The 26,526-nt window shown below is 39.0% G+C and carries 23 protein-coding genes and 1 riboswitch; of the genes, 1 reads left to right on the forward strand and 22 read right to left on the reverse strand.

Annotated features, from left to right (window positions below; all coding sequences use genetic code 11):
• Nucleotides 1-30: 30 nt before the first annotated feature.
• A riboswitch (TPP riboswitch) is annotated at nucleotides 31-138 on the reverse strand.
• A gap of 241 nt (nucleotides 139-379) precedes the next feature.
• The 13 genes from VIK44_RS03045 to modA form a co-directional block, all read right to left on the reverse strand.
• A complete protein-coding gene (locus VIK44_RS03045) occupies nucleotides 380-742 on the reverse strand; it encodes a Lin0512 family protein (protein ID WP_331552368.1) in 363 nt (120 codons plus the stop codon).
• Nucleotides 743-825: 83 nt separating this feature from the next.
• Nucleotides 826-2,133 (reverse strand): dihydrolipoamide acetyltransferase family protein, encoded by a 1,308-nt coding sequence (locus tag VIK44_RS03050; protein ID WP_331552369.1) that lies wholly within the window; start codon nucleotides 2,131-2,133, stop codon nucleotides 826-828.
• Nucleotides 2,134-2,138: 5 nt separating this feature from the next.
• A complete protein-coding gene (locus VIK44_RS03055; protein ID WP_331552370.1) occupies nucleotides 2,139-3,152 on the reverse strand; it encodes an ATP-NAD kinase family protein in 1,014 nt (337 codons plus the stop codon).
• A 245-nt stretch (nucleotides 3,153-3,397) separates the two neighbouring features.
• Nucleotides 3,398-4,369 carry an alpha-ketoacid dehydrogenase subunit beta gene (locus VIK44_RS03060; protein WP_331552371.1) on the reverse strand — a complete coding sequence of 324 codons (972 nt, stop codon included), beginning with the start codon at nucleotides 4,367-4,369 and terminating at the stop codon, nucleotides 3,398-3,400.
• A complete protein-coding gene (locus tag VIK44_RS03065; protein WP_414637054.1) occupies nucleotides 4,366-5,322 on the reverse strand; it encodes a thiamine pyrophosphate-dependent dehydrogenase E1 component subunit alpha in 957 nt (318 codons plus the stop codon). Before VIK44_RS03065 ends, VIK44_RS03060 begins: the two co-directional genes overlap by 4 nt.
• Before the next feature lie 258 nt (nucleotides 5,323-5,580).
• Nucleotides 5,581-7,158 (reverse strand): metallophosphoesterase, encoded by a 1,578-nt coding sequence (locus VIK44_RS03070; protein WP_331552372.1) that lies wholly within the window; start codon nucleotides 7,156-7,158, stop codon nucleotides 5,581-5,583.
• 120 nt (nucleotides 7,159-7,278) lie between these two features.
• Nucleotides 7,279-8,223, reverse strand: a complete 945-nt coding sequence (locus tag VIK44_RS03075) for a 1,4-dihydroxy-2-naphthoate polyprenyltransferase (RefSeq protein WP_331552373.1) — start codon at nucleotides 8,221-8,223, stop codon at nucleotides 7,279-7,281.
• 6 nt (nucleotides 8,224-8,229) lie between these two features.
• A complete protein-coding gene (locus tag VIK44_RS03080; protein WP_331552374.1) occupies nucleotides 8,230-9,204 on the reverse strand; it encodes a polyprenyl synthetase family protein in 975 nt (324 codons plus the stop codon).
• On the reverse strand, nucleotides 9,197-11,128 hold the full coding sequence (locus tag VIK44_RS03085) for an FAD-dependent oxidoreductase (RefSeq protein WP_331552375.1): 1,932 nt from the start codon (nucleotides 11,126-11,128) through the stop codon (nucleotides 9,197-9,199). The genes VIK44_RS03080 and VIK44_RS03085 overlap by 8 nt, the downstream gene beginning before the upstream one ends.
• Before the next feature lie 237 nt (nucleotides 11,129-11,365).
• Complete coding sequence (locus VIK44_RS03090; protein ID WP_331552376.1) at nucleotides 11,366-11,917, reverse strand: hypothetical protein; 552 nt, start codon at nucleotides 11,915-11,917, stop codon at nucleotides 11,366-11,368.
• 177 nt (nucleotides 11,918-12,094) lie between these two features.
• Nucleotides 12,095-13,159 (reverse strand): sulfate/molybdate ABC transporter ATP-binding protein, encoded by a 1,065-nt coding sequence (locus tag VIK44_RS03095; protein ID WP_331552377.1) that lies wholly within the window; start codon nucleotides 13,157-13,159, stop codon nucleotides 12,095-12,097.
• Between the two features lie 4 nt (nucleotides 13,160-13,163).
• On the reverse strand, nucleotides 13,164-13,847 hold the full coding sequence (gene modB, locus VIK44_RS03100; RefSeq protein ID WP_331552452.1) for a molybdate ABC transporter permease subunit: 684 nt from the start codon (nucleotides 13,845-13,847) through the stop codon (nucleotides 13,164-13,166).
• A gap of 19 nt (nucleotides 13,848-13,866) precedes the next feature.
• Complete coding sequence (gene modA, locus VIK44_RS03105) at nucleotides 13,867-14,667, reverse strand: molybdate ABC transporter substrate-binding protein (RefSeq protein WP_331552378.1); 801 nt, start codon at nucleotides 14,665-14,667, stop codon at nucleotides 13,867-13,869.
• A gap of 232 nt (nucleotides 14,668-14,899) precedes the next feature.
• On the opposite strand from modA, the gene VIK44_RS03110 reads away from it, so the two are divergent.
• Nucleotides 14,900-15,421, forward strand: a complete 522-nt coding sequence (locus VIK44_RS03110) for an excisionase family DNA-binding protein (RefSeq protein WP_331552379.1) — start codon at nucleotides 14,900-14,902, stop codon at nucleotides 15,419-15,421.
• 63 nt (nucleotides 15,422-15,484) lie between these two features.
• Here VIK44_RS03110 and VIK44_RS03115 read toward each other — a convergent pair whose 3' ends face one another.
• The 9 genes from VIK44_RS03115 to VIK44_RS03155 all read right to left on the reverse strand — a co-directional run bounded on the left by VIK44_RS03115 (nucleotide 15,485) and on the right by VIK44_RS03155 (nucleotide 26,404).
• Entirely contained in the window at nucleotides 15,485-16,558 is a 1,074-nt protein-coding gene (locus VIK44_RS03115; protein ID WP_331552380.1) for an XdhC/CoxI family protein, read from the reverse strand.
• Nucleotides 16,559-16,571: 13 nt separating this feature from the next.
• On the reverse strand, nucleotides 16,572-18,296 hold the full coding sequence (locus VIK44_RS03120) for a DVU_1551 family NTP transferase (protein WP_331552381.1): 1,725 nt from the start codon (nucleotides 18,294-18,296) through the stop codon (nucleotides 16,572-16,574).
• 315 nt (nucleotides 18,297-18,611) lie between these two features.
• Nucleotides 18,612-20,000 carry a radical SAM (seleno)protein TrsS gene (gene trsS / locus VIK44_RS03125; RefSeq protein WP_331552382.1) on the reverse strand — a complete coding sequence of 463 codons (1,389 nt, stop codon included), beginning with the start codon at nucleotides 19,998-20,000 and terminating at the stop codon, nucleotides 18,612-18,614.
• A gap of 79 nt (nucleotides 20,001-20,079) precedes the next feature.
• On the reverse strand, nucleotides 20,080-21,453 hold the full coding sequence (locus tag VIK44_RS03130; protein WP_331552383.1) for a DVU_1553 family AMP-dependent CoA ligase: 1,374 nt from the start codon (nucleotides 21,451-21,453) through the stop codon (nucleotides 20,080-20,082).
• A 15-nt stretch (nucleotides 21,454-21,468) separates the two neighbouring features.
• Complete coding sequence (locus VIK44_RS03135; protein WP_331552384.1) at nucleotides 21,469-21,924, reverse strand: DVU_1555 family C-GCAxxG-C-C protein; 456 nt, start codon at nucleotides 21,922-21,924, stop codon at nucleotides 21,469-21,471.
• Complete coding sequence (gene trsM / locus VIK44_RS03140) at nucleotides 21,917-22,657, reverse strand: DVU_1556 family methyltransferase (protein ID WP_331552385.1); 741 nt, start codon at nucleotides 22,655-22,657, stop codon at nucleotides 21,917-21,919. The genes VIK44_RS03135 and trsM overlap by 8 nt, the downstream gene beginning before the upstream one ends.
• Nucleotides 22,657-22,863 carry a DVU_1557 family redox protein gene (locus VIK44_RS03145; protein WP_331552386.1) on the reverse strand — a complete coding sequence of 69 codons (207 nt, stop codon included), beginning with the start codon at nucleotides 22,861-22,863 and terminating at the stop codon, nucleotides 22,657-22,659. Before VIK44_RS03145 ends, trsM begins: the two co-directional genes overlap by 1 nt.
• Nucleotides 22,863-25,232 carry a pyridine nucleotide-disulfide oxidoreductase/dicluster-binding protein gene (locus VIK44_RS03150; RefSeq protein WP_331552387.1) on the reverse strand — a complete coding sequence of 790 codons (2,370 nt, stop codon included), beginning with the start codon at nucleotides 25,230-25,232 and terminating at the stop codon, nucleotides 22,863-22,865. Before VIK44_RS03150 ends, VIK44_RS03145 begins: the two co-directional genes overlap by 1 nt.
• Before the next feature lie 140 nt (nucleotides 25,233-25,372).
• A complete protein-coding gene (locus VIK44_RS03155) occupies nucleotides 25,373-26,404 on the reverse strand; it encodes a molybdopterin-binding protein (protein ID WP_331552388.1) in 1,032 nt (343 codons plus the stop codon).
• Between the last annotated feature and the right edge of the window lie 122 nt (nucleotides 26,405-26,526).

Consider the following 26,526-nt stretch of genomic DNA (forward strand, 5'->3'; position numbering starts at 1 on the left):
AAAAAAAGCTTTATCCAAAAAAGGATAAAGTCGGATTATGTTATATTTCCCTCCGTTGGCATTATCCAAATCAGGTTCCGGGTCGAAACATCGATGTTTCCTCTCAGCCGGTTATTACCAACTCCCCTTGTATCCTGATTCTATACTGTTTTTTTTTAAATGTCAATAAAGAGAGTCACTTTTATATGTGAAAACTGAAAAAGCAGCCCACAAAGAAACGCCAATGCGGAAATGGAAACCATGAAATCGCCATTGGATAAGAGATGTTCTCAAGGAACTGCCTCGGACAAACGCTCAATGAATCAGTCAACTATAACTTACCGGGATCATCTGAAAATGCCTTGACTATCCCAGGAGCTTGCTCCTGGGATGGCTACTTTCAGATACTGACAATAATACTTGCAATAGCCGCTTCAATGGTATCGTCATGATCTCCAAAACCTGGAAAATAGAGTCCCGGTACCATTAATCCCCCTTTTACCGCTTTGACTGTAACGGTTCCTACCGGGAACAGCTTTTTTATTTCTTCTGTGTTTATTTCCTCAGGCCTTGTAACACCGATGATTGCCTCAATAAACATTTTTTCATTGATGTCCTCTTCCGTCAAACCACAGATTTCATTTAATCCGATCAGACAACTTTTTGTGATTGCATCTTTCACTGCCTTTCCGGCCGCAACGTTCATATCCTGGCCATGAAAATCCATGCCCATTCCGAATTCAATAACAAATCTTTTCGACATGCAAAAGCCTCCCTTATTGTTAACCTGGATTATTAACTACCTTCATCCAAAAGAAGTCTCCTACTTTTGGATCCTGTATTTCTCTACAACAAAAGCAATCCGGGTTTTTCAATATATTCCTTGAGCCTGGCCACAAATTGTGCCGCAATCGCCCCGTCAACAACACGGTGATCTGCAGTAAGGCTTAAATTCATCATCGGTTTGATGACCACTTGGCCATCAACCACCATCGGAGTATCCTGGATGGTGTTTATTCCCAGAATTGCGACTTCAGGCTGATTAATAATCGGAGTAAATGATTCCATACCAAACATTCCAATATTTGTTATTGTGAAGGTTCCCCCGGTGACGTCATCACTCTTGAGCTCGTTGTTTTTTGCTTTTTCGGCAAGGTCTTTTATCTCCTTTGAGATATCCAGAAGACTTTTTACATTGGCGTATTTAACAACCGGCACAATCAAACCTTCCGGAAGCGATACTGCAATTCCAATATTTGCATAATTCCTTAATACTATTTCATCCTCGATAAGAGAACTGTTCAGAAGCGGGAACTCCAAAAGGACTTTTGATAAAATCTTTACAATAATATCCGTATAAGAAATTTTTTTCACGCTTTTGAGTTCTTCTCTTAGGCGTTGCATGGCCGTGGCATCCACCCTCTGGTTATAGTTTACCGTTGATGCGATATGCTGGCTTTCAGACATACGTTTTGCAATGATCTGTCTCATTAAACTCATGTGCTCACGGTAGTCCTGGGGATCTGCAAATTTAAATAACTCTTCATCAAACTTAAATTTATTATTATCTTTTTTCATGCTACGGCTGTCCTTGGCTGTTTTAGACGAATCCACCTCCAAACCTTCAGCAACAACTGCTGGGGTAGGGGATATTTTTCGACTGGTTTCTTTTGATTTTTCCACAAAATCCATGATGTCTTTTTCAGTAATGGCTCTCTGTGGTCCTGTTCCTTCAACTGCTGTTATGTCTACGTTAAATTCCAAGGCAACTTTTTTTGCTCTTGGTGAAGCTTTTATTCTGCCATCATGCATCGTTTTTGGAGTATCGCCCTTAACTTTCTCTTCTTCCTTTGGCTGAGTTTGAGCCGGGGCTTCCCCTTCTGTATCCAATTGAGCTAGCAATGCTGAAATATCTTCATCTGCCGTTCCAATAATGGCAATGGGTTCTAAAACATCCACAGTCCCTTCACTGACTATTATCTTTCTTAATACTCCAGACGCTGTGGCTTCAAATTCTTTAACGATTTTATCCGTTTCCACATCAAATATTATTTCTCCTGAAGAAATGGTATCCCCTTCTGCCTTACGCCAGTCGGCAATGGTTCCTTCAGTCATGGTGAGTCCGAGTTTGGGCATTCTTATGAAATCCGCCATGGAATTTAATCCTCCTTTACTTTGCATACATTAAAAAATCCATTCATTTGGCCAACTTCAATGGCCTTTCTAATATCAATATGATAAGGACCGTTTCTGGTTATTTTAAAACCGAAGTTCTGATCTTCATGAAATTCAATTTCTCTCTCTCCATCAAGGGCAATTGTCCCTCTGCAAAAGGTCGTGAATTCAAAGGTCTCGTTAAGGCTTAAAAGAATCGGTTGATCTGTGGCAATTGGTAAAACAATTCCAGCAGCCATTGGGGCCAGAACACATGAACCGTTTTTATTAACTGATACATATGCCCCAAAATCGTCTTCCTCTCTTATGATCATCTTGCTTCCAATAACCGCAGAAAATCCAATTGATGCAGGGTGACTTCTTGCCACAAATATCTTTTCTATGGTTTCTATATCCCAAAGGGCTCGGGCACCCACAAATACATCCCTTGAAATAACCGCATCAATCAATGCGATGTCCATGAGTTTATCTTCTTTGTATACTTCAATGAGCTTATCTTTTATTGTACATAATGCTTTATTAAATTTACCTGAAGCTACAACCCCAGCCGCAATGCCGGCAATGGTTCCTTCTATCATTACCGGATATACATTATTAGTCCCTGTGGATATGGCAATAAGGGGAATGTCCTTAATTTCTTTAGCCACCGCCCGATTTGTTCCATCTCCCCCTAATGTAATAATGCATCCTACATTTTTTTCATTCATAAATCGAACAGAGTTGATGGTATCTTCTATGCCATCAACGGTGTCAATATCAATTACCACGATATTGCACTTTAACTCACCTGATGTTTCAAGCGTGTCGATGACACGATATCCCATGTGATAAGGATCCGGCATTATGTAAACTTTGTTTACGCCACACTCCTGAGCGCCAAGAATAATTCTTTCAACAATATTTATTTTCTCATTGTTATCAATGACTGTTGCATGGGAAACCAGCCTTCTGATATCTTTTCCTGAGGCTGGGTTTGCAATTATACCTATGGAAGCCATAAATTCACCACCTTTTCTGATGTAACAAAGTTTTGTAAATAATTATCATTTAGCCATGCTGTCCCTATTATTTGCGAAATCATAAATGGTAATTTGGAGCCGTTGAAAAACTCTGATTGAGTGTCCCATGCTGGTCATCAATCGACGGACCTTAAGTCGAATACCCAACCGTATCCGAGCCAGGAATGACTGGAATATCAGAAAGAACGGGCACTTCTATTATTTTTCAACAGCCCCTTAATTAATTAAAACAGGGATTTTACAGCCTGAATAATATCAACTTCGTTTGGCAATACATAATCCTCCAGTTCAGCACTAAAAGGGATCGGAGTGTTCAAAGCACCCACCCTTTTTATGGGAGCATCACATTCATAGAAGGCTTCTTCGGCTATGATTGCAGCCAATTCCCCGGTATAGCTTCCTCTCTTGGCTTCCTGGGATACGATGACAGCTTTATGCGTTTTTTTGATTGAATTGAATATCGTTTCTTTGTCCAAAGGATATAAGGATCTTAAGTCAATGACCTCCACATCAATTCCGTCTTTTCCAAGGATTTCCGCGGCTTTGAGCGCATAGTAAACCTCTTTTCCGTAGGTAATAATGGTGACATCATTCCCTTCCTTTTTAATGTTCGCTTTACCAAAAGGAATGGGTTTTACTTCATCTTCAACTTCACCCAGAACACCGTAAAGGGTCTTGTTTTCGATATACATAACAGGATTATCATCATCAATGGCAGTGAGCATGAGTCCGATGGCATCTTGTGGATTTGAGGGATAAACGACTTTAAGCCCGGGTACATGGGTCAGCCAACCTTCAAGAGATTGTGAATGCTGAGCTGCTGCCCGAACACCCCCACCTGAAGGCAAACGCACTACTATTGGAAGTGTAATTTTTCCGCCAAACATATACCGCATCTTTGCAGCTTGATTCACAAGCTGATCCATACCAACGGTTAAAAAGTCGATAAACATCAGCTCTGGAATGGGTCTTAACCCAGCTGCGGCGGCTCCCACTGCAGCACCGATGATGGCACCTTCTGAAATTGGGGTATCTCGTACTCTTTTTTCGCCAAATTCAGCAAACAGTCCTGCTGTAACTCCGAAGCACCCTCCGTAAAAACCAACATCTTCACCGAAGATCAATACGTCTGGATTTTCCAGCATTTTTATCCGCAAGGCTTCATTGATCCCTTGACCATATGTGAGCTCTCTCATCTTAATCTAGCCTCCTCTACGATATCGGTATACACATCTTCAACAGCGGATGACATGGAAGGTTTTTTGCTCTCAAGGGCAAAATTAACGGCATCTTCAACCATTTTATCAACATCATCCTTAAGCTTTTCAACTTCCTCTTTTGTCATCACATTGTTCTCAAAAACGTATTTTTCCATTCTTGGAAGAGGATCTTTTTTCTTCCATTGTTCCAACTCTCCTGCCGGTCTGTATGTTGTGGGATCACCTTCAAAGTGACCTCTCCACCGATATGTTTTACATTCGATCAGTGAAGGCCCCTGTCCTTTTCTGGCCCTGACAACCGCTTCTCCAACCGCTTCATAGACTGCAAACACATCATTTCCGTCTACGGTCACACCGGGTATATTATAAGAAACGGCTCTGACTGAAATATCGGTAACACTCTGATGTTTTGCCTGACTTAATGAAATGCCGTACCCATTATTTTCACACACAAAAACAACAGGCAGTTTCCAGATACTGGCAAGGTTTAAACCTTCATGAAAGGTACTCTGGTTGGTTGCTCCATCTCCAAAAAAGCATACGCATACCTGGTCTGTTCCCTTATATTGAGCCGCCAGTCCTGCCCCAACTGCAATATTTTGTCCGGCTCCTACAATACCATTGGCACCAAGGATCCCTTTTGTTGCATCTGCAATGTGCATGGAGCCCCCTTTTCCTTTACAATATCCGGTTTCTCTGCCAAAGAGTTCAGCCATCATAAAATTTAAATCGCCGCCCTTTGCTATGATGTGACCGTGGCCCCTATGGGTGCTTGTGATATAATCATCTTCTTTTAAATTGGAACATGCCCCTGTTGCCACTGCTTCTTCACCGATATAAAGGTGAACAAATCCTGGAATTTGACCTTCGGCGAAAAGGTTCATGGCCCGGGTTTCAAACTGCCGAATCTTTAACATCTTTGTATACATCTCAATGATACTTTCGTTTGATATTTTCAAAATATTTCCTCCTATTCTTTATATGCTAACACTGTTTAACAACCAATCTTTTATCGTTGGCTTCAAAAACAAAATCTCAAATTCCAAATCAGGTCTGATATCCGGCGAAATCCTCTCAGCATCTTTAAATTTTCCATCAAGTCCTTGATATCATCGGCTTTCCTCCACATTAGTAATCAAATTAACCAGATAAGACTTTTGTTAACGTTTACAATACATTAAAAGCAATTACTGGTGAATCGGTTTTCCATAGCTTTGTATTTTAATCTGCATTTCAGAACTTAATCGTATGACTAACTCTGCATTATAAGAACCCGAGAGTAGCAGATCCTGCCTTTTCCTGAATATCTGCTGAGCCGCGATAGCAAAAGACCGGGAAATTCCAGCAAACGAACCGACTTTTACTGCAGGATCCACGTTGGTCGTAAAGATTGAAACAGTATTGTCGCTATTTCGAACAATCTGAAAAGTCCGGAACTGCTGTGGAAAATCTCTTAGTGATGCCGTTTCAATCTGCCAAAAACCGAGCTCCGGGCGGTTATTGTCAGGTGACTTTAGTGGGGTCACTGAATTTTGATGACGATGTCCGGAAACCCATAGGATGAGATTCGGAAAAGTATGCAGTTTTCCAATCAACTCATTCTCAGATACCTCTGCGATTGCACTCCAGGCCATGAAAGGTCCCCGCTCAGAATCTGGATCTTCCACGCCTATGGGTACATGGGCGGCAATAATCATGAGCTTACCCTTTGTCTGGCCTTCATTGAGCTCTCTGACAAGCCACTCATAGCGTTCCCTGTCAAGAGAGCCATGGGCATAGCCATGAACATCCGGATCTTCGTCCTTTTGGGTATCATCAAGGACAATAACCTTGATTGGCATCTCTGCCTTGGGCTCAAAAGTGTAACAGGCAAATCCATTTTCTATATTAGATTGATTGAATCCATGTCCCCTCGGATTGGAAGTTGTGTTTAAAAATTCTCTCATCCACTCTTCTCTTGAAAGAGAACGGCGGTTCGAATTCGATTCAATCTTCCCAGAATTTGTACCCATCCAGAAGTGATCATGATTGCCAAGGACCTGATACCAAGGAATCGTCTTGTCCAGGCCTGCTGCCTTGTAGTCATCCTGACAATCACTTTGTGCTCCTGGGGAAGGCGGATCATCCAATACACCTGAATCGAGTTTTATTTGTGTCCCATCCAGAACATCGATGGACCACCTGAGTTCATTGTACTGAGTATTATTGCAATTATCCCCTAATGAAAACCCAAAATCAAAGGTGTTTTTCCTATGGAGAGCATTGATTGTCTGGGCCGCTGCATCAAGAACATGAGTTGTATAAAGCATAATTTTTGAATATGCTGAAATATAACCACCTTTATATTTGAAGTAAATCCCTTGAGCTGGCAATTCTTTATCGGTGATATGAATGTCGGTGATAGCAAAGAAATTCAAAAGTTTTGCACTGTGTTTTATCAAGGCACAGGCATACGACAACGGCATAAGATCCAGCCGTTTTTCATAACCAAGCCCCAACTCATATTCCCAACCCCCATAACCATTCTGTGCGTATTCTATAATCTTGTAAGACTCAAGTTCAGGAAAAGTTTTAGGTACTGGAATAAGAAAAAATGCATAGCATTGTTTATCATTGACTTTAAGATGCTTTGGAAAAATTGACGGTACTGAAACAGGCATAACCGTTCTCTCATGTGTTGTAAAAACATCGGGATCGATTGGATAGCTTGCTACTTTTGATTCACCAGTTAAGTTCTCTAATGGTTCATTCTTTTTCTCATTCATTCCCATCTCCTTTACACTTTCATTATACCCGGGTTCCATCCAAAATAACGACCCGGAAAAAAAACATCATTCTTTCCTGGGAAAAATGCAAAAGTTACTATTTCTGTTTTTCAATTCTCGCTAGTATTTTTGAACCAACCAAAGTATATTAAGATAACGAATTATCAACGCAATAACCATAACCACAACAAATGGCAGTAATATCAGCACTAAGTTTTGTACACTGAGTGCAAAGGTTTTTTCTTTTGACTGCAGCTTTCTAAAAACCGCGATATTTTTTTGAACGAAAAATAAAGTGACCAGTACCAGCAGCACATAAAGCGGCAGTATTTTAAAGACCGCAATCAGAATCACTGCTGCAAATGAAAGGTAATACAACCCTGCAAACAGATTCAGTGCATTTTTATTCCCAATATAGTGAGGCAATGTAAAACGGTTTACTTTAATGTCTTCATCCACATCACAGATATTATTGGCAAGCATAATATTTGCAATACCACAAATTGCCGGTATCGTAATAATAAAAAGTTTGGCTAAACCCTCCAGATTAAACCAAAGCTGTAACACCCAGTTATTCAAGGAGAAGTAAACAAGGCTGTCCCCTGGAGCATTAATATAAACAACCAAAAACGGAATAAAAAAGCCCATAAAAAAGCCTGAGAATATTTCGCCCAAAGGCATACGTGAAATAGGAGCAGGACCAAAGGTATAGAATATGCCGACTGCGAAGCAAAGAGCTCCGCAAAATAGAACAATCAAGCCGGTATTTAAAACAAGCAAAAGTCCTGCCAGCATTGCTAAGATCAATAATATAAAAAATATGCGTTTTGCTGTTTTTTTAGAAAATTGCAGCTGCTTGCCATTTGTTTTTATATCAATATAATTATTGAGTGCTGTCGTTGCCATATCAAAAAATAGCATCGAAGTAAAAAATAACAAGGTATTGATTACATTTAACTGACCGTAGACATATAGGACATAAAATAAGCCCAGTAAAAAAGGTAACAGACTTGCAATCTTTGTTTGAATCTCTACGTATTTTAAAAATCCCTTTATACTATTCATTGCATTCTATTTACCACTTTTCCATATTTTTTCGAGTATCTCGTCGATTAATAAACGTTTCTTGTGATCTGGAAGTAAGTCAATCATTTTTTTTGTTTTCAAATAATATTTTTCAGCCAGGTCTAAAGCCATGGTTACCCCACCAAGGTTTTTAACCTCGGTTATTATTTCGTTAAGTTCTGCTATTGATAATTTTTTATTTCGAATCTGAGCTTTAAGCTCGGGTTTCTTAAAAAAAGCATAGATAAGAGGCAGTGTTATGACATCTTCAGCCAGGTCATGTTTGACCGATTTTTTGGCAACTTCAAAATTGCCTTCATAGTCAGCGCAATCATCTAAAATCTGAAATATCATACCCATTCTAAAACCAATACGTCCCATGAAACGGGCATCTTTTTCGTTGTCTTCATTTAGAATCGCTCCGGAGTACATTGCCAGTGAAAAAAGCGCTGAAGTTTTTCCCGCAATTATTTCAAGGTATTTACGAACGCTTAAATCAGTATCCGCATTGTGCTTAAATTGACGTAATTCACCGATACAAATTTTTGTCATTGCTCCGGAAAATTCTTTTAACCGATTCGGATAATCGGCTGACATTTCTGACACCATGGAAAAGCACTGGCAAAAAAGAAAATCACCACAAATGACAGCCTGCTTTTTTCCAAATCTGCTTTGAACACTTAATTGACCTCGTCTTGTTCCGGCCTCATCAATAATGTCATCATGTACCAACGTCGCAAGGTGCAATATTTCCAATGCTGCTGCTGCAACAACAGCATTTTGAGGAACAAAACCATCCTCGTCAGTTGATGTCACAAGCAACAACATTGCTCTTAAATTCTTACCATTTTCTTGTGTTAAGTGTTGCATTATCTCTGAAAATATTTCGTCTGTCTGTAATAAATTCTGATTAATCACACCTTGCACTGCTTCAAGTGAAAGGTTGTATTCAACTTTTTCGGATAACTTATTATCAATCATTATATATGTACAGTTTCCTGACGATTTTAAGATTCTTGTAATGTTTTTTTAGCCAGGGCATTACATAATAATCGAGACCGAATACCGCTCCTCCTCCAAAAAGAACAGCTACTGATGCAAATACCATCCACCATGTACTCAGGTAAAGTCCGGTTGTCGAAACAAATAGACCCTGGAGAACAATGGAGTAAAGCGATGATAATGTTGTAAAGAGTCCTGCTATGAGCAGCAAACCCACAATTATTTCAGAATAGACGATCAATGTCTGAAAGAACACTTCTGAGCTGCCGCTGCTTAGTATGAATGCGTTATTAAACCAATCCATCAAACCGACCTGGAATTTAATGGCTATATCAGTGGTATGGATAACCATAACATTAAAGAGACCTAGTATATTCCAATTAAGAATCAAGTTGCCGGCGGCTGCCGGGGCACTGCTTGCTGCAGCTACAGTCCCACTTGAAACTGCCTCAGTTCCATGAGGGACAGTTACAATTTGGTTGAATAAATCATTTGCGCCTTTAAAGAACGCCGTAAGCTTCGGCGTTTGAAGCCATCCATCATTAATTTTTTTCACACCTTCCCACACCCAGAAAGCACCTAAAAAGACCCGGAGCGGTACTAATAAAAAGCTAGGGGTTCGGTTTGAAAAATGCCCGCCGACAAAGCTGCGACGATGTCTGATGGTAAAAAACTCATGATACAAATAACTAAAGACTTTATTCCATCCTAAAATTTGTATAAAATAAACGATATTTATAAAATGCTTTACAAATTGAGAGAGAAATGAGGGCAATGCAATTTTTTTATTTTGGGTACCAACATAAGAAATGCCGTAACGTCCTCCAATACTGACCATAACGCCATGGAACTTAGGATCGTACTTTTTCATTTCCCCTTTGCCGGTGACTGCACTGGATAAATTATTGGCTACGGTTGCAGCAGATTGTTCACAGTTTTCAACCATTTGCGGCACCGGGAGTTTCTGTCCTGCTGGAACAAAATACATATTATCCCCTGCAATAAAAACATCACTTCGTCCTTCAGCCTGTAAGAATTCATCGGTTTTAATCCGACCTCTTCCAACCTGTTCCAATTGAACTGACTTCTTCGCAATTTCCGAACTTTCAATGCCTGCAGTCCATATGACGGTTTCTGTTTCACGCTTTATTTTCTGTTCACCCTGTTTAAGGCTTATTAACCCTTCTGCAATAGCATCAATCCCAGTTTTTAACATGACTGTAACGCCCATTTTTTCTAATCGTCTCTTTGCTTTTGCGGAGAGCTTTTCAGGTAATATTGGCACAACTCTTTCCAGGATATCAACAACGACTATTTTCACCATTTCCCGATCAATTTCAAATTGATCACAAAGAATTGGAACCCACTCTGCAAGCTCCCCGACCATTTCAATACCGGTGAATCCAGCACCTATTACATAAAAGCTAAGCAGCTTCTCCTTTTTCTTTGGATCTGTTTCCTGAATCGCTTTTATGAACATTTCAAAAATATGTTCTTTAATCCTAATGGCATCTTCATAGGACCATAGCTTATACGCAAACTCCGCTGCCCCGGTCACTCCAAAAAAAGTCGGCTGCGATCCGGTTGCAAGAACGAGATAGTCATATTTGTAGCTGTTATTTTCCCCGGTTATTGTTTTCTTGTCATAATCTATGTTTGTAATCGTATCAATTTTAAAATCAACCTTTCGGCCTTCAAAAATACGCTTCAAGCTGATTCTGATACTATCCTCTTCCACACGGTTTGCTGCAACCTCGTGCAGCTCAGTGAGCATTGTGTGATATCCTTTTTTGTCAATTAAAGTTATTTTGATATCCGATTCTTTTTTAAATCGCTTTGCAAGTTTTTTTGCAGTTAATACGCCAGAATATCCGGCACCTAAAATGACAATATTCTTATCCATAATAAACCTCCTTAGTTTGGCTATTTCGGAATTTATTTGAAAATATTAAATATGGAATAACATTAACCCTTTAAAAGCACTATTAATATCGATGATTCCTGAGAAAACAATTTTGGGGATGTTAATGTTGTTTTCCTTATTTTTCAATAGATGAAAACCCCTAAATTGATTTAGTTTAAAAGCTTCAATTTAGGGGTTTTCAAAAATTTTGTTATGAAATTTTCAACTATTTCATTGCTACTGTAATTCCTGGACTCCGGTAACTGAACTTGTTGCATCCATTACAAATGTTGATTGTGCTTCTGGAGTAGTAAAATACACGTTTCCGTCAACTTTAGCATCCTTCAATTGGAAGTTAGCAACTGAAACATACATATCACCTACAAAAGTTCCATGTTCAAAACTAGCGTTCGGGCTAAGAATTGTTAATTTTGGAGCTGTGATTGAATATCTTGCAGTAACATTCCGGGCATCATCCTGGGCATAAGCTGCTATTTTTCTCTGAGTAACATCGTTACCATCAGCATCTTTTTTACCGTTTACAAACACACCATCAAGGGTAAGGTCATTGGTAAATGTTAAATCATTCAGTGTTGCAATAATCCATGTTCCTTGTGGGCTGATAGCGGTTTCAAAAGCAGCATTAGTATTAACTACTGAGGCTGTGGTAACCACGTCTGTTGATGTTCCTGTACTCGTTTTAGTTTCTGTTGTGGCTGGAGTTTGAGCGCAGCCTACCATTAACGTCGCAAGTACAATTAATGATACGAGAATTACTTTCTTCTTCATAAATTTTCTCCCCTTTTTTTTCTTATTAGCTATCTCTAGCATAGTCATTATATACCCAAAACAAAAACAGGTAAACCTTTTTTCTTATTTAACCTATAAAAGACCCCCTGCATAATGCAGAGGATCTTCCTAATTTAGCCGAAAACAAGGCTATTGATTGTGAATAGAAACTATTACTTATGAACAGAAAAAGACATGATCCGGATTCATATAAATAAAAATAGGTTCAGAAACGCTTTTTATTTCGCTTCGTTTTTCCTTACTCATTTCACATTGAACATGAAAGTCATCAAGTTTTTCCGGTTTTGATCCAATTTTCAAATATAATGATACCCGAAATGGTCCATCACTTTCATCTGCGATCCAGGCTTTAAAGCAATTTTCTTCTGTATCATCCTCTACTATCCTTATGTGATTAGCTCTAATCCCAATATAACCATTCTCAGGCTCTATATTCATGCTGGTTTTAAGATGAATACCCCAAGTTGGAATATCAGCTGTATTTTCTGTTTTCCTTATTGCTTTAACAATGTTTTTACATCCCGTAATTTTTGCTGCTTCCAGTGTCTGTGGTCTTTGAAACAATTCATCTTTCTCTCCAAATACATCAACTTTTCCTGCATTAAATACTGCTATATGGTCGCATAGGCGATAAACTTCTTCCCTGTTATGGGTCACAAAAAGGGTCATGCCCGGAAATTCTTTTAAGGAATCCGACATTTCTCTCATCATGTGATTTCTCAGGTGCACATCCAGTGCTGAAAAAGGTTCATCCAGTAATAGAATATCGGGGTCGTAGGCCACTGCTCTGGCAAGGGCAACACGTTGCTGTTGCCCACCTGAAATTTGGTTTGGATAACGCTTCTCAATATTATTAAGATGATACTTTTCCAATAATCTTGCAATTTTATTCTTTCGATCCTGTTTTGATAGTTTATCCAACCCAAAAGCAATATTCTGCTCAATGGTCATATTGGGAAAAAGCGCATAGTTTTGAAATAAAAAACCAACCTTTCGATCTCTCATCGATAGATTGATTTTTTCGGCTGAGTCAAAAAATGTTTTGCCATTAACGATAATCTTACCTTCATCCGGCTTCACTAATCCTGAAATACAACGCAAAAGCATGCTTTTTCCTGAACCAGAGGCACCTAAAATACCAATAATATCATGCTCGGAATGTAACTGAACATCAAGCTTGAATCCTCGAAACTTCTTTTTTATCTCTACATAAAAATCCATTTTTTCACTCTCCGGCACCATATCGTGCTTTGCTTTTGTAACTATTCCAGTAGTTCATTAATACAAGGACTGTGAGTGAAATTCCGAAAATAATCAGTACCCAGATAAGTGCAGTTTCCATATCTCCACCTTGAGTAGCAAAATAAATAGAAATGGGAATAGTTTCTGTCTTACCTGGAATACTCCCTGCAACCATGAGTGTTGCACCGAATTCTCCCAAGCATCGTGCAAAGGAAAGCGCAGTTGCCGCAGCTATTCCAGGCCAGGCCACAGGAACTGCCACCCGCCAGAAAACCTTCCACTCCGAAGCACCTAAGGTCCTGGCTGCACTTAAAATATTTGAATCAATTTGTTCAAACGCTCCCATTGATGTTTTATACATCAATGGAAACGCAACAACAATGGCAGCAATGACCGCCGCATACCAGGTAAAAATAATATTCACACCAAATATGTTCAAGAAATTGCCAACTGGGCCATTCTTACCAATCAATAGCAAAATACCAAATCCAGCTACTGTCGGTGGTAAAACAAGCGGTAGAGTCAAAATGCCATCAATCAAACCTTTCCATTTACCTTTGTAATTTGTCATAAGCCAGGCAGTGGTAAGTCCTATGAAGAATATGATCGTTGTTGCCGTTAGTGTAATCTTTATAGAAATCCATGCTGGGGATAAATCAAAATTGATAGCGATCACTCCATTCTATTTATAGGGTGGTAAAACCATATTTAACAAAAACTGCTTTTGCGGCATCACTGCTTAAAAAATCATTAAAATCTTTGGCAGCTTCCTGATTTTTGCTGGCTTTAATCACAGCTGCAGGATAAATAATGGGTTTATGTGAATCGGCTGGGGCCATAGCAACAACCTTTACTGCACTTGATGCTTTAGCATCTGTGGAATAAACAACGCCTGCATCCACATTTCCTGTTTCTACCCATGTTAACACTTCTTTGACATCTTTACCATAGACAATTTTATCCTTTATTTGATCCATCATATTATAGAATGTAAAAACGTCAACGGCATATTGCCCCGCGGGTACCGTAGTTGGTTCTCCCAACCCAAGTTTTGTAATTGAAGGATCAATCACTTGTTCAAATGAATTAATAGAGGTTGTTGAATCTTTTGGAACTATCAAAACCACTTCATTACCCAGTAAATTTTTTAGAGTCGTGTAGTCCAACAACTGAGCATCCTTTAGCGTCGTCATATCTTTGGTTGATGCCGAAACAAAGACATCCACTGCCGCACCTTGCTGTATTTGTTGAGCAAGTGCTCCTGATGCTCCAAAATTAACGATCAAGTTTGTATTTGGCTGTTCATTCTTGTATAGCGTTTGAATTTCCGTCATAGCATCTTTTAAGCTTGCAGCAGCAGATACTGTGATATCTCCGCTTATGTTAGAACTCGTGTCAGTGGGAGCGGTGCTTGTTTGGCAACCAGTCATTGCAAAAACAATTGTCAACATCGCAAATAGAATAATTTCTCTTTTAAACAGCTTCATTTCTTTTCTCCTCTTTCATTTTGTTTTGTTTTGTTTCATTATGTTTCAAAATGTTTATTGTTTTTAATTATACATAATGTTATAATCAAAGTCAAATTAAATAAATATATGTTTATTTAAAAAGCAATGTCAGATTATGTGACAAAAACGGGATTATTCCACCCTTAAATTGTCCTGGCTGCTATTATTTTATCCAGAATATTAAAGTAAATTAGTAAAGAAGGTAACTCAAATGAATCAAGATATTTTGTACACACCAGAGGAAATTGCCAATAAACTTAAGATCACAAAAAATACGGTTTATGAAATGATAAAGCGGGGAGATCTTGATGCTCATCGCCTAGGAAAGCATCTCCGTATTTCGGATGCCCAATTTGAAATTTATCTGTTAAAATCCAAAGGTTCTGAAAACAACTATCAGGCGACCATCACTTCTGAAAATGGTGAAACCATTGCAAAGGTTGGATCCGTTGATATTCATGTTAATACTGACCTGGATGGTGATGTTAATATTTACATTCGCCCGGAAGACATTATTTTAAGCGCAGAAATGTTTATCAGCAGCGCAAGAAATAACTATAAAGGGATTGTCACACAGATTATCGAAGATGAGTCCAGTGCAAAAGTTGTTCTGGATATTGGTATTCTCATAACAGCACTGATCACTAAGAAATCGTTGGAAGAAATGAACATTGAAAAAGGAACTTTGCTTTATGTTGTTTTTAAAGCAATGACTGTAAAAGTATATAAATAAGGGTCAGTTTTCAATTTTTTGAAAACTGACCTACAAATATCGTATAAATATTCTTTTCATCTGCTATGATGGGTATACTTCTATTAAAACTTCCATAATTCCACCACAAACCATACCTTCATCTTCGGCGACGGATCCGGTCATATCGATTTTCTGAATTGCATACCCTCCGGAATGAATGAGATCACGGGCAACTATTATCACTTCAGCTTCACTGCAACCTCCTCCGATACTTCCTAAAATTCGCCCATCAGGCCAAACAATCATTTTGGCACCTGGGCCTCTTGGCACTGAGCCTTTCTTTGATACGACTGTAATAATAGCACACTTTTCTTCATTATTATTAGCCAGATTTTCCAGCACTTCAAAATCAAAATCTGATTGGGATTGTTGCTTTTTTTTATTAACTTCCAAAGATGTTCGGTTGAGTCTTTTTTTACTGATTATTTGTGCAATAATTGATATTGCAATTTCTTCAGGAGTAATAGCGCCTATTGGTAAACCAATCGGTGCAATTACTTCATTTAGTTGTTCTTTGTCAAAGCCTTCTTCGATAAGCTGTTCCATTAAACTCTTTACCCGGCGTTTCGATCCAATCATCCCTAAATATTCTGGAGACAACTCTAATACTTGTCTCAAACAAACTGCATCATGCCGATGTCCTCTTGTGACAATGACAACATAATCCGAAGAATTTACTTCTAACTTTTTAAAACATTGTTCAAAACTTTCACAAAGAACAACGCTGGCTTCCGGAAACCTGCCAGGATTTGCAAAGGAAGGACGATCATCTACTACGGTGACCTCAAAACCTATTTCAGCTCCATATTTAGCCAGTGGTTTGGCTATATGTCCACCACCAAGAATAATAAGACGCCCTTCCGAATAAAAAGGCTCATAAAGCACCATTTCATTTTCCTGGCTTTTTATCAACTCCGGCAAACCCGTTTTTAGGACATTCAGTGCATTTTTCTTTATCTCTTCATTAATACTATCCAACTCCAGTTGGTCTTTATTTAAGAGACTTTTTTCTATACTTGCAGTGCCCGACCGGTCATTTGTTTTTAGTTCGGTAATCATCACCAATTGATTTCTTGATTTCATGTCCTGAACTAATTTTAAATAACTATTCTCCATATCATATATCCTTTCAAATCTCAATTGTGCAGATTTCGCCATATTTTTGTTTCATCAATACTGCGACCTCAAGATCCAACCCTTCCAGACTGTTACGGATCGCTGCGATTACCCCTGCGTGGGCTACGATGATAATGTCATTTTCTTCATCTTCTCCCAGGATCTTGTTCAGTCTTTTCATTACCCGATAACGCAGATCATAATAATTTTCTGAATTCTGATCAATCTTAAAAGCCAGCAGATTTTCTCCGCGTTCCTCATACTCTTTTGGGAACCGTGTCTTGATATCACTTATAAATAAACCATCCCAGGAACCAAGATTCATTTCTCTGAATTCCGGTATGGGTATGATTTCTTTTTCATTTTTATCCTTTTTCAGTTCTTTTATAATTATTTCGGCGGTTTGTCTCGCTCGTTTCAGATCGCTGGAGTAAATCTTAGTGGCTGCTGGCATTATCTCAAGCAATCTTCTCCCTGCATCTTTAGCTTCTAATGCCCCCTGGCTGCTTAACTCAACATCCGTCTGTCCAAGAAATATTTTTTCCCGGTGTTTCCGGGGCTGACCGTGTCGAATCAGAAACAGTCGCCTCTTCTTCTTTGGTTGATTCTCTGAATCCTTAGATTCCCAGATCTCTTCCATTGTTTTACCGGTGAGTCCACTGACAAAATCCTTAAGTTCATTTGCCTTTTGAAACCGTCCCTTAATTTTCTCCGATGCAATGGCATCACCTTCAAATTTTTTAAGTATGGGTAACGCTCTTTCACTTAGCGCGATAAAGGCGTCACCTTTGAACATTTTGTCAGCAAGACACAATATATCCTGTTCCGAAATCGGAGGAACGTTTCCTTCTTTTATATAAAACATATGATTTTCAATTAATGCAGCAGTTTTATACCAGCCGTTCTGTTCTGCAATCAGTGCGCCGGCAAGGGCATGTTTCGGTTGTTTACGAACAATATCATGTAAAAGTCCTGCGCTTTGAATCAGGTTTTCATCCAATTCAAACCCATGGGTATTAAGTTCTTTTGTAATTTTTGTGGCCAACCGCGTAACTGCTTTGCAATGATTCTGTACCCTCATGGGTGTCCCATAATTTTCTAACGTCTTCAGGCAAAGTGCTTCATCCGGTATCTGGTTTTTCTTGTAATAGGAGACCAGTTCCTGATAATCTTCCGGGGTATCCATATCCATAACAACCGCTTCAAATTCTGTTTCAACTTTAACCATTTGATCTTCATGGCTTCTTGTAATCGCCTTAAGCCCACCTTCACCATCACTGTTCAGAATTGTCTTTGCCATACTCATGGGAAAGATTGGGGGGTGGCCTTTTTTGCCATTAAAACATGGTACAAAAAAAGAATCCGGTTTTTCATTATACAGCTTCATTAAATCAAGTAATACTTTTGGTGGTATTAACGGATAATCCACTGGCAGTAAGAAAAAGGCATCGGTATCTGAATTTAGTGCTGCAACCCCAGTCTGAACCGAGGTAAACATGCCTTCCATATAACGGTTATTGTGAGCCTGTGTGACGTTTTCTTTTTGGATAATATATTGCAGTTGATCAGCATTATGTCCTGTCACCACAATAATGTTTTCGATTCCTGCTCGTTTTGCTGTTCGGATGATAAAAGAGAGTGTTGGCATGCCGTTAAATGGAAGCAACGCCTTAAACTTTCCCATTCGTGACGATAGGCCAGCGGCAAGAATAATGGCAGCAACTTTTTTTTCTTTCATGTTTCCCCCTTTTATAAATAAATCTTAGGTAATTTCGAGATTTATAAGCATAACCGTAGATTGGTTTGATGTTAGTTTACATAACCATAAGAAATCGCTTTGCGAATTTCTTATGGTTCGCGGGCAGTCGCCAACTACAAGCGAGCTTGTGATTGGCTCGTTGCCTTCGCGAAAACAATTTTGTAACGTATAGGCGAACAGTTCAACGAACTGTACGACGTATAGTGGAAAAATTGTTTCATGTAAAACTAGACAGCGAATCTCACGGTCCATTTGCAACTGCCTATAAATAAATTGCTAAAATCGGCTGGTAAATCAGCTATCTGGTCGGTGCAAAATATTATAGGCACAAAATGGGATCAATTTATTGCCTTTGACGGCAACCTGGGTCCGGCATTTTTTCAGACGTTCAAGATCCAGATTCCAGGCATCCTGAAAGGCCATTGCCGTTATACTAAAACCATGAGAATGAATTTTTTCCAATAAGTGGTCCCAGGATGAAAAGTCATAATCTTTGCTGACTGCATCTGATATCCGCTTAAGTTTATAGGTCCATTTTTTTGCAATATAATTCCGAGCTCTTTCAATGGAGTCTTCAGTATAACCGCAGCCGCATTTCTCCGGGTCGGAAGCCAAAGAAATCAGGCTGCCATCTTCCATAACCAGGAAATTACCGTGGAAGGAACACATGGGATGCCCTGTCTGCAGAGGAACAAACTGATCTATCTTGAGTTTATCATCAGACTGAACCACAAGTTTACCAATCAACTCAGGAATGGTGATCCGATCAGCATCCAATGGTTGATGGGGAAATCTCCCAAAATAACTCACCGGCTGAAAGTGAATACCTCGGACATAGGGAAGTCGTTCAATTCCAAATTTGAGAATATCTCCCAGGTTGCTGTCATTAACCCCTGGAACTACCGTAACAACTAAAACAATTCCAAGCTCGGCATCGGCGCAGTTCTGAATGGCTGTTTCTTTTACAGACAGTAGTGCCTTCCCTCTTATATTTTCATAAATTGCTTCTTTGGTCCCATCAAACTGAAGAAACACTGATGAAAGTCCTGCTTCATGAAGTTTCATGGCATATGCTTTATCTTCAGCCAGTCTTCTCCCATTGGTGTTGAGTTGGATATAAGGGAATCCCATTTCCTTTCCCATTCGGATGATCTCGGGCAAATCTTCCCTGAGGGTTGGCTCGCCACCGGAAAGCTGAATATTAAAGGATCTTCCTTTATTTCTTGCTAATAGGGATGTGTACATTTCTCTGATTTCCCCAAGGGTAAGATCTCCCGTCTTTTCTTTGGAAGAATGGGCAGATGCAAAACAATAGTTGCAATTCTGATCACAATTCTGAGTAATTTCGATAAGCACGCAACAAGCCTGTTGCTCATGGCTTTCACAGAGGCCACAATCATGGGGGCATCCTTCACTGCTTTTGGTATCGAAAGCAGTTGGAGCATTATTCACAACCTCAGTTTTCCAATTCTGCCATTCTAAAAGTTCGGCCGAGCCCAGGTCTCGTTTTTCGGCTAAAGGATTTTCGTCGCCTATTTCAGGTGATTCATCCCAAAGCAATGCTTCGAACTTCCCATGAAGGTCACATTCTTTATTTAAATAGATTTTCCTGCCCTTTCGCAATCGAACGGCAGGAATCGTTTTATGACAAACCGGGCAGATGCTTTTTGTTTTATCACTCATTTTTTTCTCTCTCTCAGTTTTTGCTGGCTGTCAATAAAAACTAACAGCTGTGACTTTTGTTGATGCCGTTAACCAAACTTTATAGATGCCGGTTTCTATCTCTGGAATCAAGAAGATTTCGTTTTCTGATTGCTTTGATATCCAGTTCTTTATTTTTTTGCTGGTTGATGTTAATTTTTAATCGACCTGCTAAAACCAGGTCTTTAAGGAATGATTGCTGTATTTTCAACCGGACATTTTCCTGTACTTTTTCAAACTCGGCTATTTTAGTGATTGAAATTATTAAACATTCTTCTCTATTCTGACTGATCACTTTATCTTCAACTTCGCTAAAAGTAATCTCCGCATCAAAGTCCAGAACACCATCAACGGAAAACAGAAGATCTTCAAGAATTGGCATTGTTAAATTCTGTCCGTTTTCAAGGATGACAGAAGCTGTCATTCGATGACTGACACTATCCATTGTTTTCAGAAGGGTTCCGCAAGCACAGGGAGACGTCAAAAACCGGCTTATATCCCCTGTTTTGTACCTTATCAAGGGCATGCCGGTTCTTGTTAACGTTGTGAAAACAACTTCACCGAATTCCCCATCCGGTACGTTTCTGCCTGTTTCTGGATTCACAATCTCAAAAAACAGATCTGCTTCTCTGAGATGATAGCCTTTCAATGCCTTGCAAAAAACACCGCCGCCCAGACCCATTTCAGTCATCCCATAATGCTCATAAACCTGACAGCCCCAGCTGTTTTTAATCGCTTCACTAATCGATGGTGAAACATAGTCGGTGCTCAGAAGCACGAATTTTAATGTTGCTGCTGCTTTTACAAATTCAGAACCATGGGCTTTTGCTAATGCGAAAATTTGCTGGGGAATTCCCACAATGCCGTTGATCTTCTGATTGAGAATAATATCCATAACGGCATCCTTATCATCCACAATCCCATAAATAAAGGCTTCGACACCCATTCGAGCAAGTCCAATCTTTAATAAGTCCCCGATACTACCAGGAACTTTCCCTGGTAGGAGTACCAAAACTTTGTCTCCGGGGGCTGTAAAGGTGGACATACCGTAATGGAAAAAATCAATGGTCAGCTCCTGGTCTTCTTTTGAGAAATAAATTCTTTTTGGCGTACCAGTGGTGCCAGAGGTGTCCAAAGTAACAATCCGATGAATTTCTCTTTGCTTGACGCAAATCATTTGGCTGCCCTGATTCCTTATATCCGTGGAGTTGATAAACGGCAGCTTGCTTATGTCAGATAAACTACTAATGTCTCCCGAATGAATATCTTTGAGCAATGACCTGTAGAAAGCACTGTTGTTTTTAGCATGGCCAATGGTTTTCTGCAACGCTTCAAGCTGATACTCGTCAAGATTTGTCCTTGACAACCTGCCGGGATTTTGACCAATATTGACCCCGATCCATTCTTCCAGAGGTGTTTTTTCTATGGCATTCATAAAAAATTAACCTCCTTATTCTTCTCTTGATCCAAATTCATAGCCATGCTCAGTTAATATTTCCTGAATCTTTTGGTAGCTATTCGCTAGATGCTCCCCGCATTTTACCATATAACTCTGGTCACTGTTCACATCTGTGAATTTTGTTACCCCGATAAGATCGATACAATCCGTATTTCCAAAACTTTCTTCAAACCACTCCATGTATTCAGTGATCATTGCGGAATAACCTTCCTTTGGATACTCTCGCAGTTCTCCTTTACCGGCATAAAGCCCAAGTATTCCAATGCCCCCAATGATGACGCCACATGTTTTTTGATCATTCCCGATCCCATTGCACAGTCCGTTCACTGCTCTTATCAAATCAGGATTTTCTTTTTCTTCATCTTCCAGGGCCATTTTCAGCATAATTTGGGTACAGCAATAGCCTCCCATTGATAATTGTAATATTCGATAAGCTGTTTCATCCATTGTTTTTGTCCTCCTTTTTTGCAATCATCATAAAATATCCCGGCTTGCAGGCTTTCAAAATATCCTGAAACTGGCAGCCATCGGTACATCCATTATTGTTTGTTGTCTTGCTCCAAAAAACATCCATTGAGCCATATGAAAAGATAATTTTCACCAATAATTCTTTTAAAAGATCACTGCAGTCATTAAAGAGCATGATTTCATATCCGCAACTTTCAAGGGACCTTTTTAATTGATCCAAATCATGTAAACCTCTCATACAACTGTTGAAAGAATAGTTTTCCAATGCTTTAATATTCTCTGGATTTCTTGCGTACACATCTGAGATAATAAAATATCCACTTTTTTTTAATACCCTAAAAACCTCGGATGCGGTTTCATTTAAATCCGCCATTAAAGATAAGGTGCATTCTGCGAAAACACAATTGAAAGTCTCTTTTTTAAAGGGTAAATAGGCTCCTGATCCCAGGATAAACTCTAAAGAATCACTTTTATTTCGTGCAATCGCCAGTAATTTTTCGGAAGGATCCATTCCTATGCCTTTGATCTGATGCTTTTCGTAAAGGTACTCAATGGTAGCTCCCATTCCACAGCCTAAATCAAGTACTTTGTCTTCACTGGATATGCCACAAAATTGCACTGCCTTTTCGGTTAAGGAAAAACCCCCTGGTCTCAGTGTTTGCCCTGTCACTTCTCTCATGTTGGGGTTTTCATAAGCATTGCATGCATTCACTATTTGTTCTCCAGTCCTTCTTCCACACCCAACATTTTACCCAGAGCCAATTCCTCGGTGATCAGGACGTAATGACACACCGGACATTTCATTAATTCAACTTCAAAATTCCCTGCTAAATAACGAACTTTTACCTTTTTCAGTTCTAACTTATTGTGACATTTCCCACATACCCAAGGTGTTTCTTTTCCATTTTCAATATTCATTATGATTCCTCCACTATTTCCATTCGGTGGCTATATACGTTGTTTACAGTAATATCTTTATCTTGCTCTGCATATCTTACCCAATAGGTAACATTTTCAATTCTTAATCTTGCCAGGTAATCTGATGTCTCAGGATTGAAAAAATATTCTTCATTTTTTCTGGCATTATCAACAACACTTTCAATATCCTCTATTAATATATATCGTTCTTCCATTAATTTCAGAACATCATCGGTCAGAATTAAATTGAAATCGTATTTTTTTGTTAAATTCATGGTCTGTTCTTCACTCCATATTTCCTTAAGAAGGTCAATCTTCAGCTTTGCCCGATTATGATGTCTTTCAGAAAAACTTGGCATTTTCTTATGCCCGGCTGCCTCTAACTCTTTTGCATAAATCAAATCAAGAATATGATAGGTCGTTTTTCCACCTTCAACAAACAGGTCTTTACACATAGCACAATAAACAAGCATATCTTCTGTGCTTTCATTAATCCGATCCTTTACAAAATCGTTTGACTGTTCCTTATTTGCATAATACACCAAACCACCGTAACCACAACATTTCGTCCGTTCTTTAGAATATCCAAATTCTTTTATCTGATAGCCCAATGATTCTGTAATATTTCTGATGCTTTCATGAATTTTCGAATTATGTCGGGTGGCACATGCATCATGAATATTCAATACCCGTCTTCCTGGTTTTATATTTGTTTCAGGCAAACCGTATTTATCAAAAATTTCCCATAAGGAAACTGTATTAATTTCAGGACAATATTTTTCAAAAATATTAACGCAGCTTGAACAAGCCAATATAAAGGTGGGTTTTTCCATTTCTTCCCAGACATCCCTGATTTTTTGGACATTTTCCTGCATCAGGTCCTGTCTCCCAGCCCAATCAGCAGGGGCTCCGCAACATCCGAGATACATACCGACATCGCCTGCACCAGGAACTTCCTTTATGGTACCCACTAAATATTTATAAATATCTCCGATTACTTCAGAATGTGATGCTGAAAGCTGACATCCCGGATAAAATAGGTAACCGGTCTTTCCGGTTCCTCGATAAAGCCCTCGTGCATACTTTGAAAAGGATAAAACGGGATAGTAAAATAAGTCCTTTGATTGTTCTTTACTCGGTTGCTTCCTGACCATTGAAAAACGGTCACTATTACTGAACTGCATGTCTTTCAAAGCAAAATCATGGGTAGATATAGGCATTTTTTCTTTTGCCACCATGCTTTCCCTGGTTTCGTGAATCACATCTTTCATACTGATGTCTAAAAAGCATTCCTCTTTACAGAGTCCACACTCTGTACAGGAATTGATCATCTTATTAGCATAATGAGTCCCAAGAATAATTCTTTCGTTCTGATTGATCTGCCTGATGTAGGCATCCGGAGAAATATTAAACCGCTGCATGTGACTGCAGGCTTTAATACATTCGTCACTCTGACATTTCAAGCATCTTTTTGCCTCATCAATTGCTTCTTCATTTGTATAAATATCGGATTGCTTCTTTACCGTTTCAGCACATTCAACACCCCTCGTTTCCTGTTCTAGAAGTGATTTAAACACGCCTTCTCTTTCCCTTGAGGCGGTAAGAGAAACTTTAGTAATATATCGTTCAATGGATATTGCCGCTCTTCTCCCTGAGCCTATAGATGTAATAATCGATTCATTATTTCCTAAAAGTCTGCCTCCGGCAAATACTGAAGATTCTTCAACCTGGAATGTATCAGGATTGATTTTAATTTCATTTTCCCAATCACCAGTGCCTAAATAAACAGCATCAAACTCTTTGGTTAATTTTTCTAACTCACTTTGATCGATGGTTGTGTCGAGGATTACTGCAATCTTTTGTTTTCCAAATATTTCAAGTTCCTCTTCTATTTCCTCTTTTTTAAAGGGGTTACCTTCAAAATCCCAAAGTCTTCCTCCCAATCGATTTGACTTTTCATATATGGTAACATTAAAACCCTTTCTATCAAGATCAATTGCGGCTGTGATACCGCTTAAGCCGCCACCAATAATAGCTACTTTCCCTTTGTTTTTAGGTAAAGGCAAGGTTCTTTTCGGGGGTGTGTATCCCTTATTAATCACAATCTTTTCAAGCTCAGATATCTGGATAGTACCTCCAAAATCTTTTCTCACGCAAACATCCTCGCAAGGGTGATCACAAATCCTGCCGATGAGTTTTGCAAAAGGGATCCTTTTTTCCATGAGCTTATAAGCCTTTTTGAAATCACCTTTTTCTATTTCTTTAATAAATAATAACACATCTAAATGAACTGGACAACATGCATTGCATACGGGTGGTTCACTGTGAATACACCGATTTCCGGTCTCTAATAATTTGTCTAAATCCACTTTCTTTGCCTCCTAATATAAAAACAGAAATTGGGAGCTTGTTCGATTGCCTCAAATAAGCTTATTCCCAACTCCTGTTTTTGACATTTAATTAACTATTAAATTATTGTTATAATGCTTTCAATCCTGCTATATCAATTTTAATAAAGCCCGCCTTTACCAAATCCGCAATTAGGGAATGTACAGAGATCACACACCATACACAAACCCCCATGCCCAAGTCTGATGATATCCTCTTTCTTCAATTTCTCTCCGGCAACGATTCTCGGTATCACCAGGTCGAAAATCGTCCTTTTTGCATACATTACACATCCCGGTAAGCCAACTATTGGAATATCTTTCTTGTAAGCTAGCATGAACATCGCTCCAGGCAGTGTAGGAGCGCCATAAGTCACAACATCAGCTCCTGTATTTCTAATGCCTAACGGTGTCACATCATCAGGATCTACTGACATACCACCGGTGCATGTAATAATTTCAGCACCTTCATCGATGAGTTGATTAATTGATTTTGTAATCATGTCTTCATCATCCGTTGAAAAAATTTGCCCGATGACTTCGCATCCTAATTCGTCAAACTTTTCCCGAATAACCGGACCAAATTTATCTTCAATTCTTTTATGATAGACTTCACTTCCTGTGGTAACAATTCCAACTTTTAATTTTCTAAGTGAAAGAATTTGTGTTATCGGAAAATTTTTCTTGCACAGTCGTTCCATCTCATCAATTTTTAAACTATCCGTAATTAACGGGATAATCCGTGTTCCCCCGATGACTTTACCAGCTTTAATCAGTTGATCTGTATGTAAAGTTACTACCATTAGATCATCAATACTATTTATTTTATACAGGACTTCAAATTTTACTTTTAAAAGTCCTGAGTATTCAGCAATGAGATTGACCTTTCCCTCAGCTGGTTCAGAAAATAAAATTCCCGGACCGGCGACTGCGTTTGCCATTCTGGTCGCAGCATCATTTTCATGGATGTCCCCTTCTTTGTATTCTATGATACCGATATGCTCTTTTCCCATTGTTAAAAGCCTTGGTATATCTTCTTTTATAATCATGTGCCCTTTTTTAAATGCAGCGCATTTTGATTTTCCCGGAATTATTTCCGTCATATCATGCGCTAACAGCATGCCTATGGATTCTTCAACAGGTATAAGTTTCATACAGTATTTCTCCTCGAATAATTTGTCTTACAAATTTGTCTTTTATTAAGTCTGGAAGCTATAAATAGGTTACAGCATTGTGATTTGATAAAATGAAACCGTTTACCCTTTCTTAGCATTGT

This window comes from Acetobacterium sp., assembly GCF_036508315.1.
Lineage (GTDB): Bacteria > Bacillota > Clostridia > Eubacteriales > Eubacteriaceae > Acetobacterium.

Excerpts from the sequence above, each read along its gene's own strand:
- VIK44_RS03065 (WP_414637054.1), bottom strand. The coding sequence starts at position 5,322 with ATGTATACAAAGATGTTAAAGATTCGGCAGTTTGAAACCCGGGCCATG.
- VIK44_RS03130 (WP_331552383.1), bottom strand. The coding sequence starts at position 21,453 with ATGAATGCCATAGAAAAAACACCTCTGGAAGAATGGATCGGGGTCAAT.
- trsS (WP_331552382.1), bottom strand. The coding sequence starts at position 20,000 with ATGAGTGATAAAACAAAAAGCATCTGCCCGGTTTGTCATAAAACGATT.
- VIK44_RS03145 (WP_331552386.1), bottom strand. The coding sequence starts at position 22,863 with ATGAATATTGAAAATGGAAAAGAAACACCTTGGGTATGTGGGAAATGT.
- VIK44_RS03090 (WP_331552376.1), bottom strand. The coding sequence starts at position 11,917 with ATGAAGAAGAAAGTAATTCTCGTATCATTAATTGTACTTGCGACGTTA.
- VIK44_RS03050 (WP_331552369.1), bottom strand. The coding sequence starts at position 2,133 with ATGGCGGATTTCATAAGAATGCCCAAACTCGGACTCACCATGACTGAA.
- VIK44_RS03110 (WP_331552379.1), top strand. The coding sequence starts at position 14,900 with ATGAATCAAGATATTTTGTACACACCAGAGGAAATTGCCAATAAACTT.
- VIK44_RS03135 (WP_331552384.1), bottom strand. The coding sequence starts at position 21,924 with ATGGATGAAACAGCTTATCGAATATTACAATTATCAATGGGAGGCTAT.
- VIK44_RS03070 (WP_331552372.1), bottom strand. The coding sequence starts at position 7,158 with ATGAATGAGAAAAAGAATGAACCATTAGAGAACTTAACTGGTGAATCA.
- VIK44_RS03085 (WP_331552375.1), bottom strand. The coding sequence starts at position 11,128 with ATGGATAAGAATATTGTCATTTTAGGTGCCGGATATTCTGGCGTATTA.
- VIK44_RS03120 (WP_331552381.1), bottom strand. The coding sequence starts at position 18,296 with ATGAAAGAAAAAAAAGTTGCTGCCATTATTCTTGCCGCTGGCCTATCG.
- VIK44_RS03060 (WP_331552371.1), bottom strand. The coding sequence starts at position 4,369 with ATGAGAGAGCTCACATATGGTCAAGGGATCAATGAAGCCTTGCGGATA.
- VIK44_RS03045 (WP_331552368.1), bottom strand. The coding sequence starts at position 742 with ATGTCGAAAAGATTTGTTATTGAATTCGGAATGGGCATGGATTTTCAT.
- VIK44_RS03075 (WP_331552373.1), bottom strand. The coding sequence starts at position 8,223 with ATGAATAGTATAAAGGGATTTTTAAAATACGTAGAGATTCAAACAAAG.
- VIK44_RS03095 (WP_331552377.1), bottom strand. The coding sequence starts at position 13,159 with ATGGATTTTTATGTAGAGATAAAAAAGAAGTTTCGAGGATTCAAGCTT.
- VIK44_RS03115 (WP_331552380.1), bottom strand. The coding sequence starts at position 16,558 with ATGGAGAATAGTTATTTAAAATTAGTTCAGGACATGAAATCAAGAAAT.
- VIK44_RS03155 (WP_331552388.1), bottom strand. The coding sequence starts at position 26,404 with ATGAAACTTATACCTGTTGAAGAATCCATAGGCATGCTGTTAGCGCAT.
- VIK44_RS03080 (WP_331552374.1), bottom strand. The coding sequence starts at position 9,204 with ATGATTGATAATAAGTTATCCGAAAAAGTTGAATACAACCTTTCACTT.
- modA (WP_331552378.1), bottom strand. The coding sequence starts at position 14,667 with ATGAAGCTGTTTAAAAGAGAAATTATTCTATTTGCGATGTTGACAATT.
- VIK44_RS03055 (WP_331552370.1), bottom strand. The coding sequence starts at position 3,152 with ATGGCTTCCATAGGTATAATTGCAAACCCAGCCTCAGGAAAAGATATC.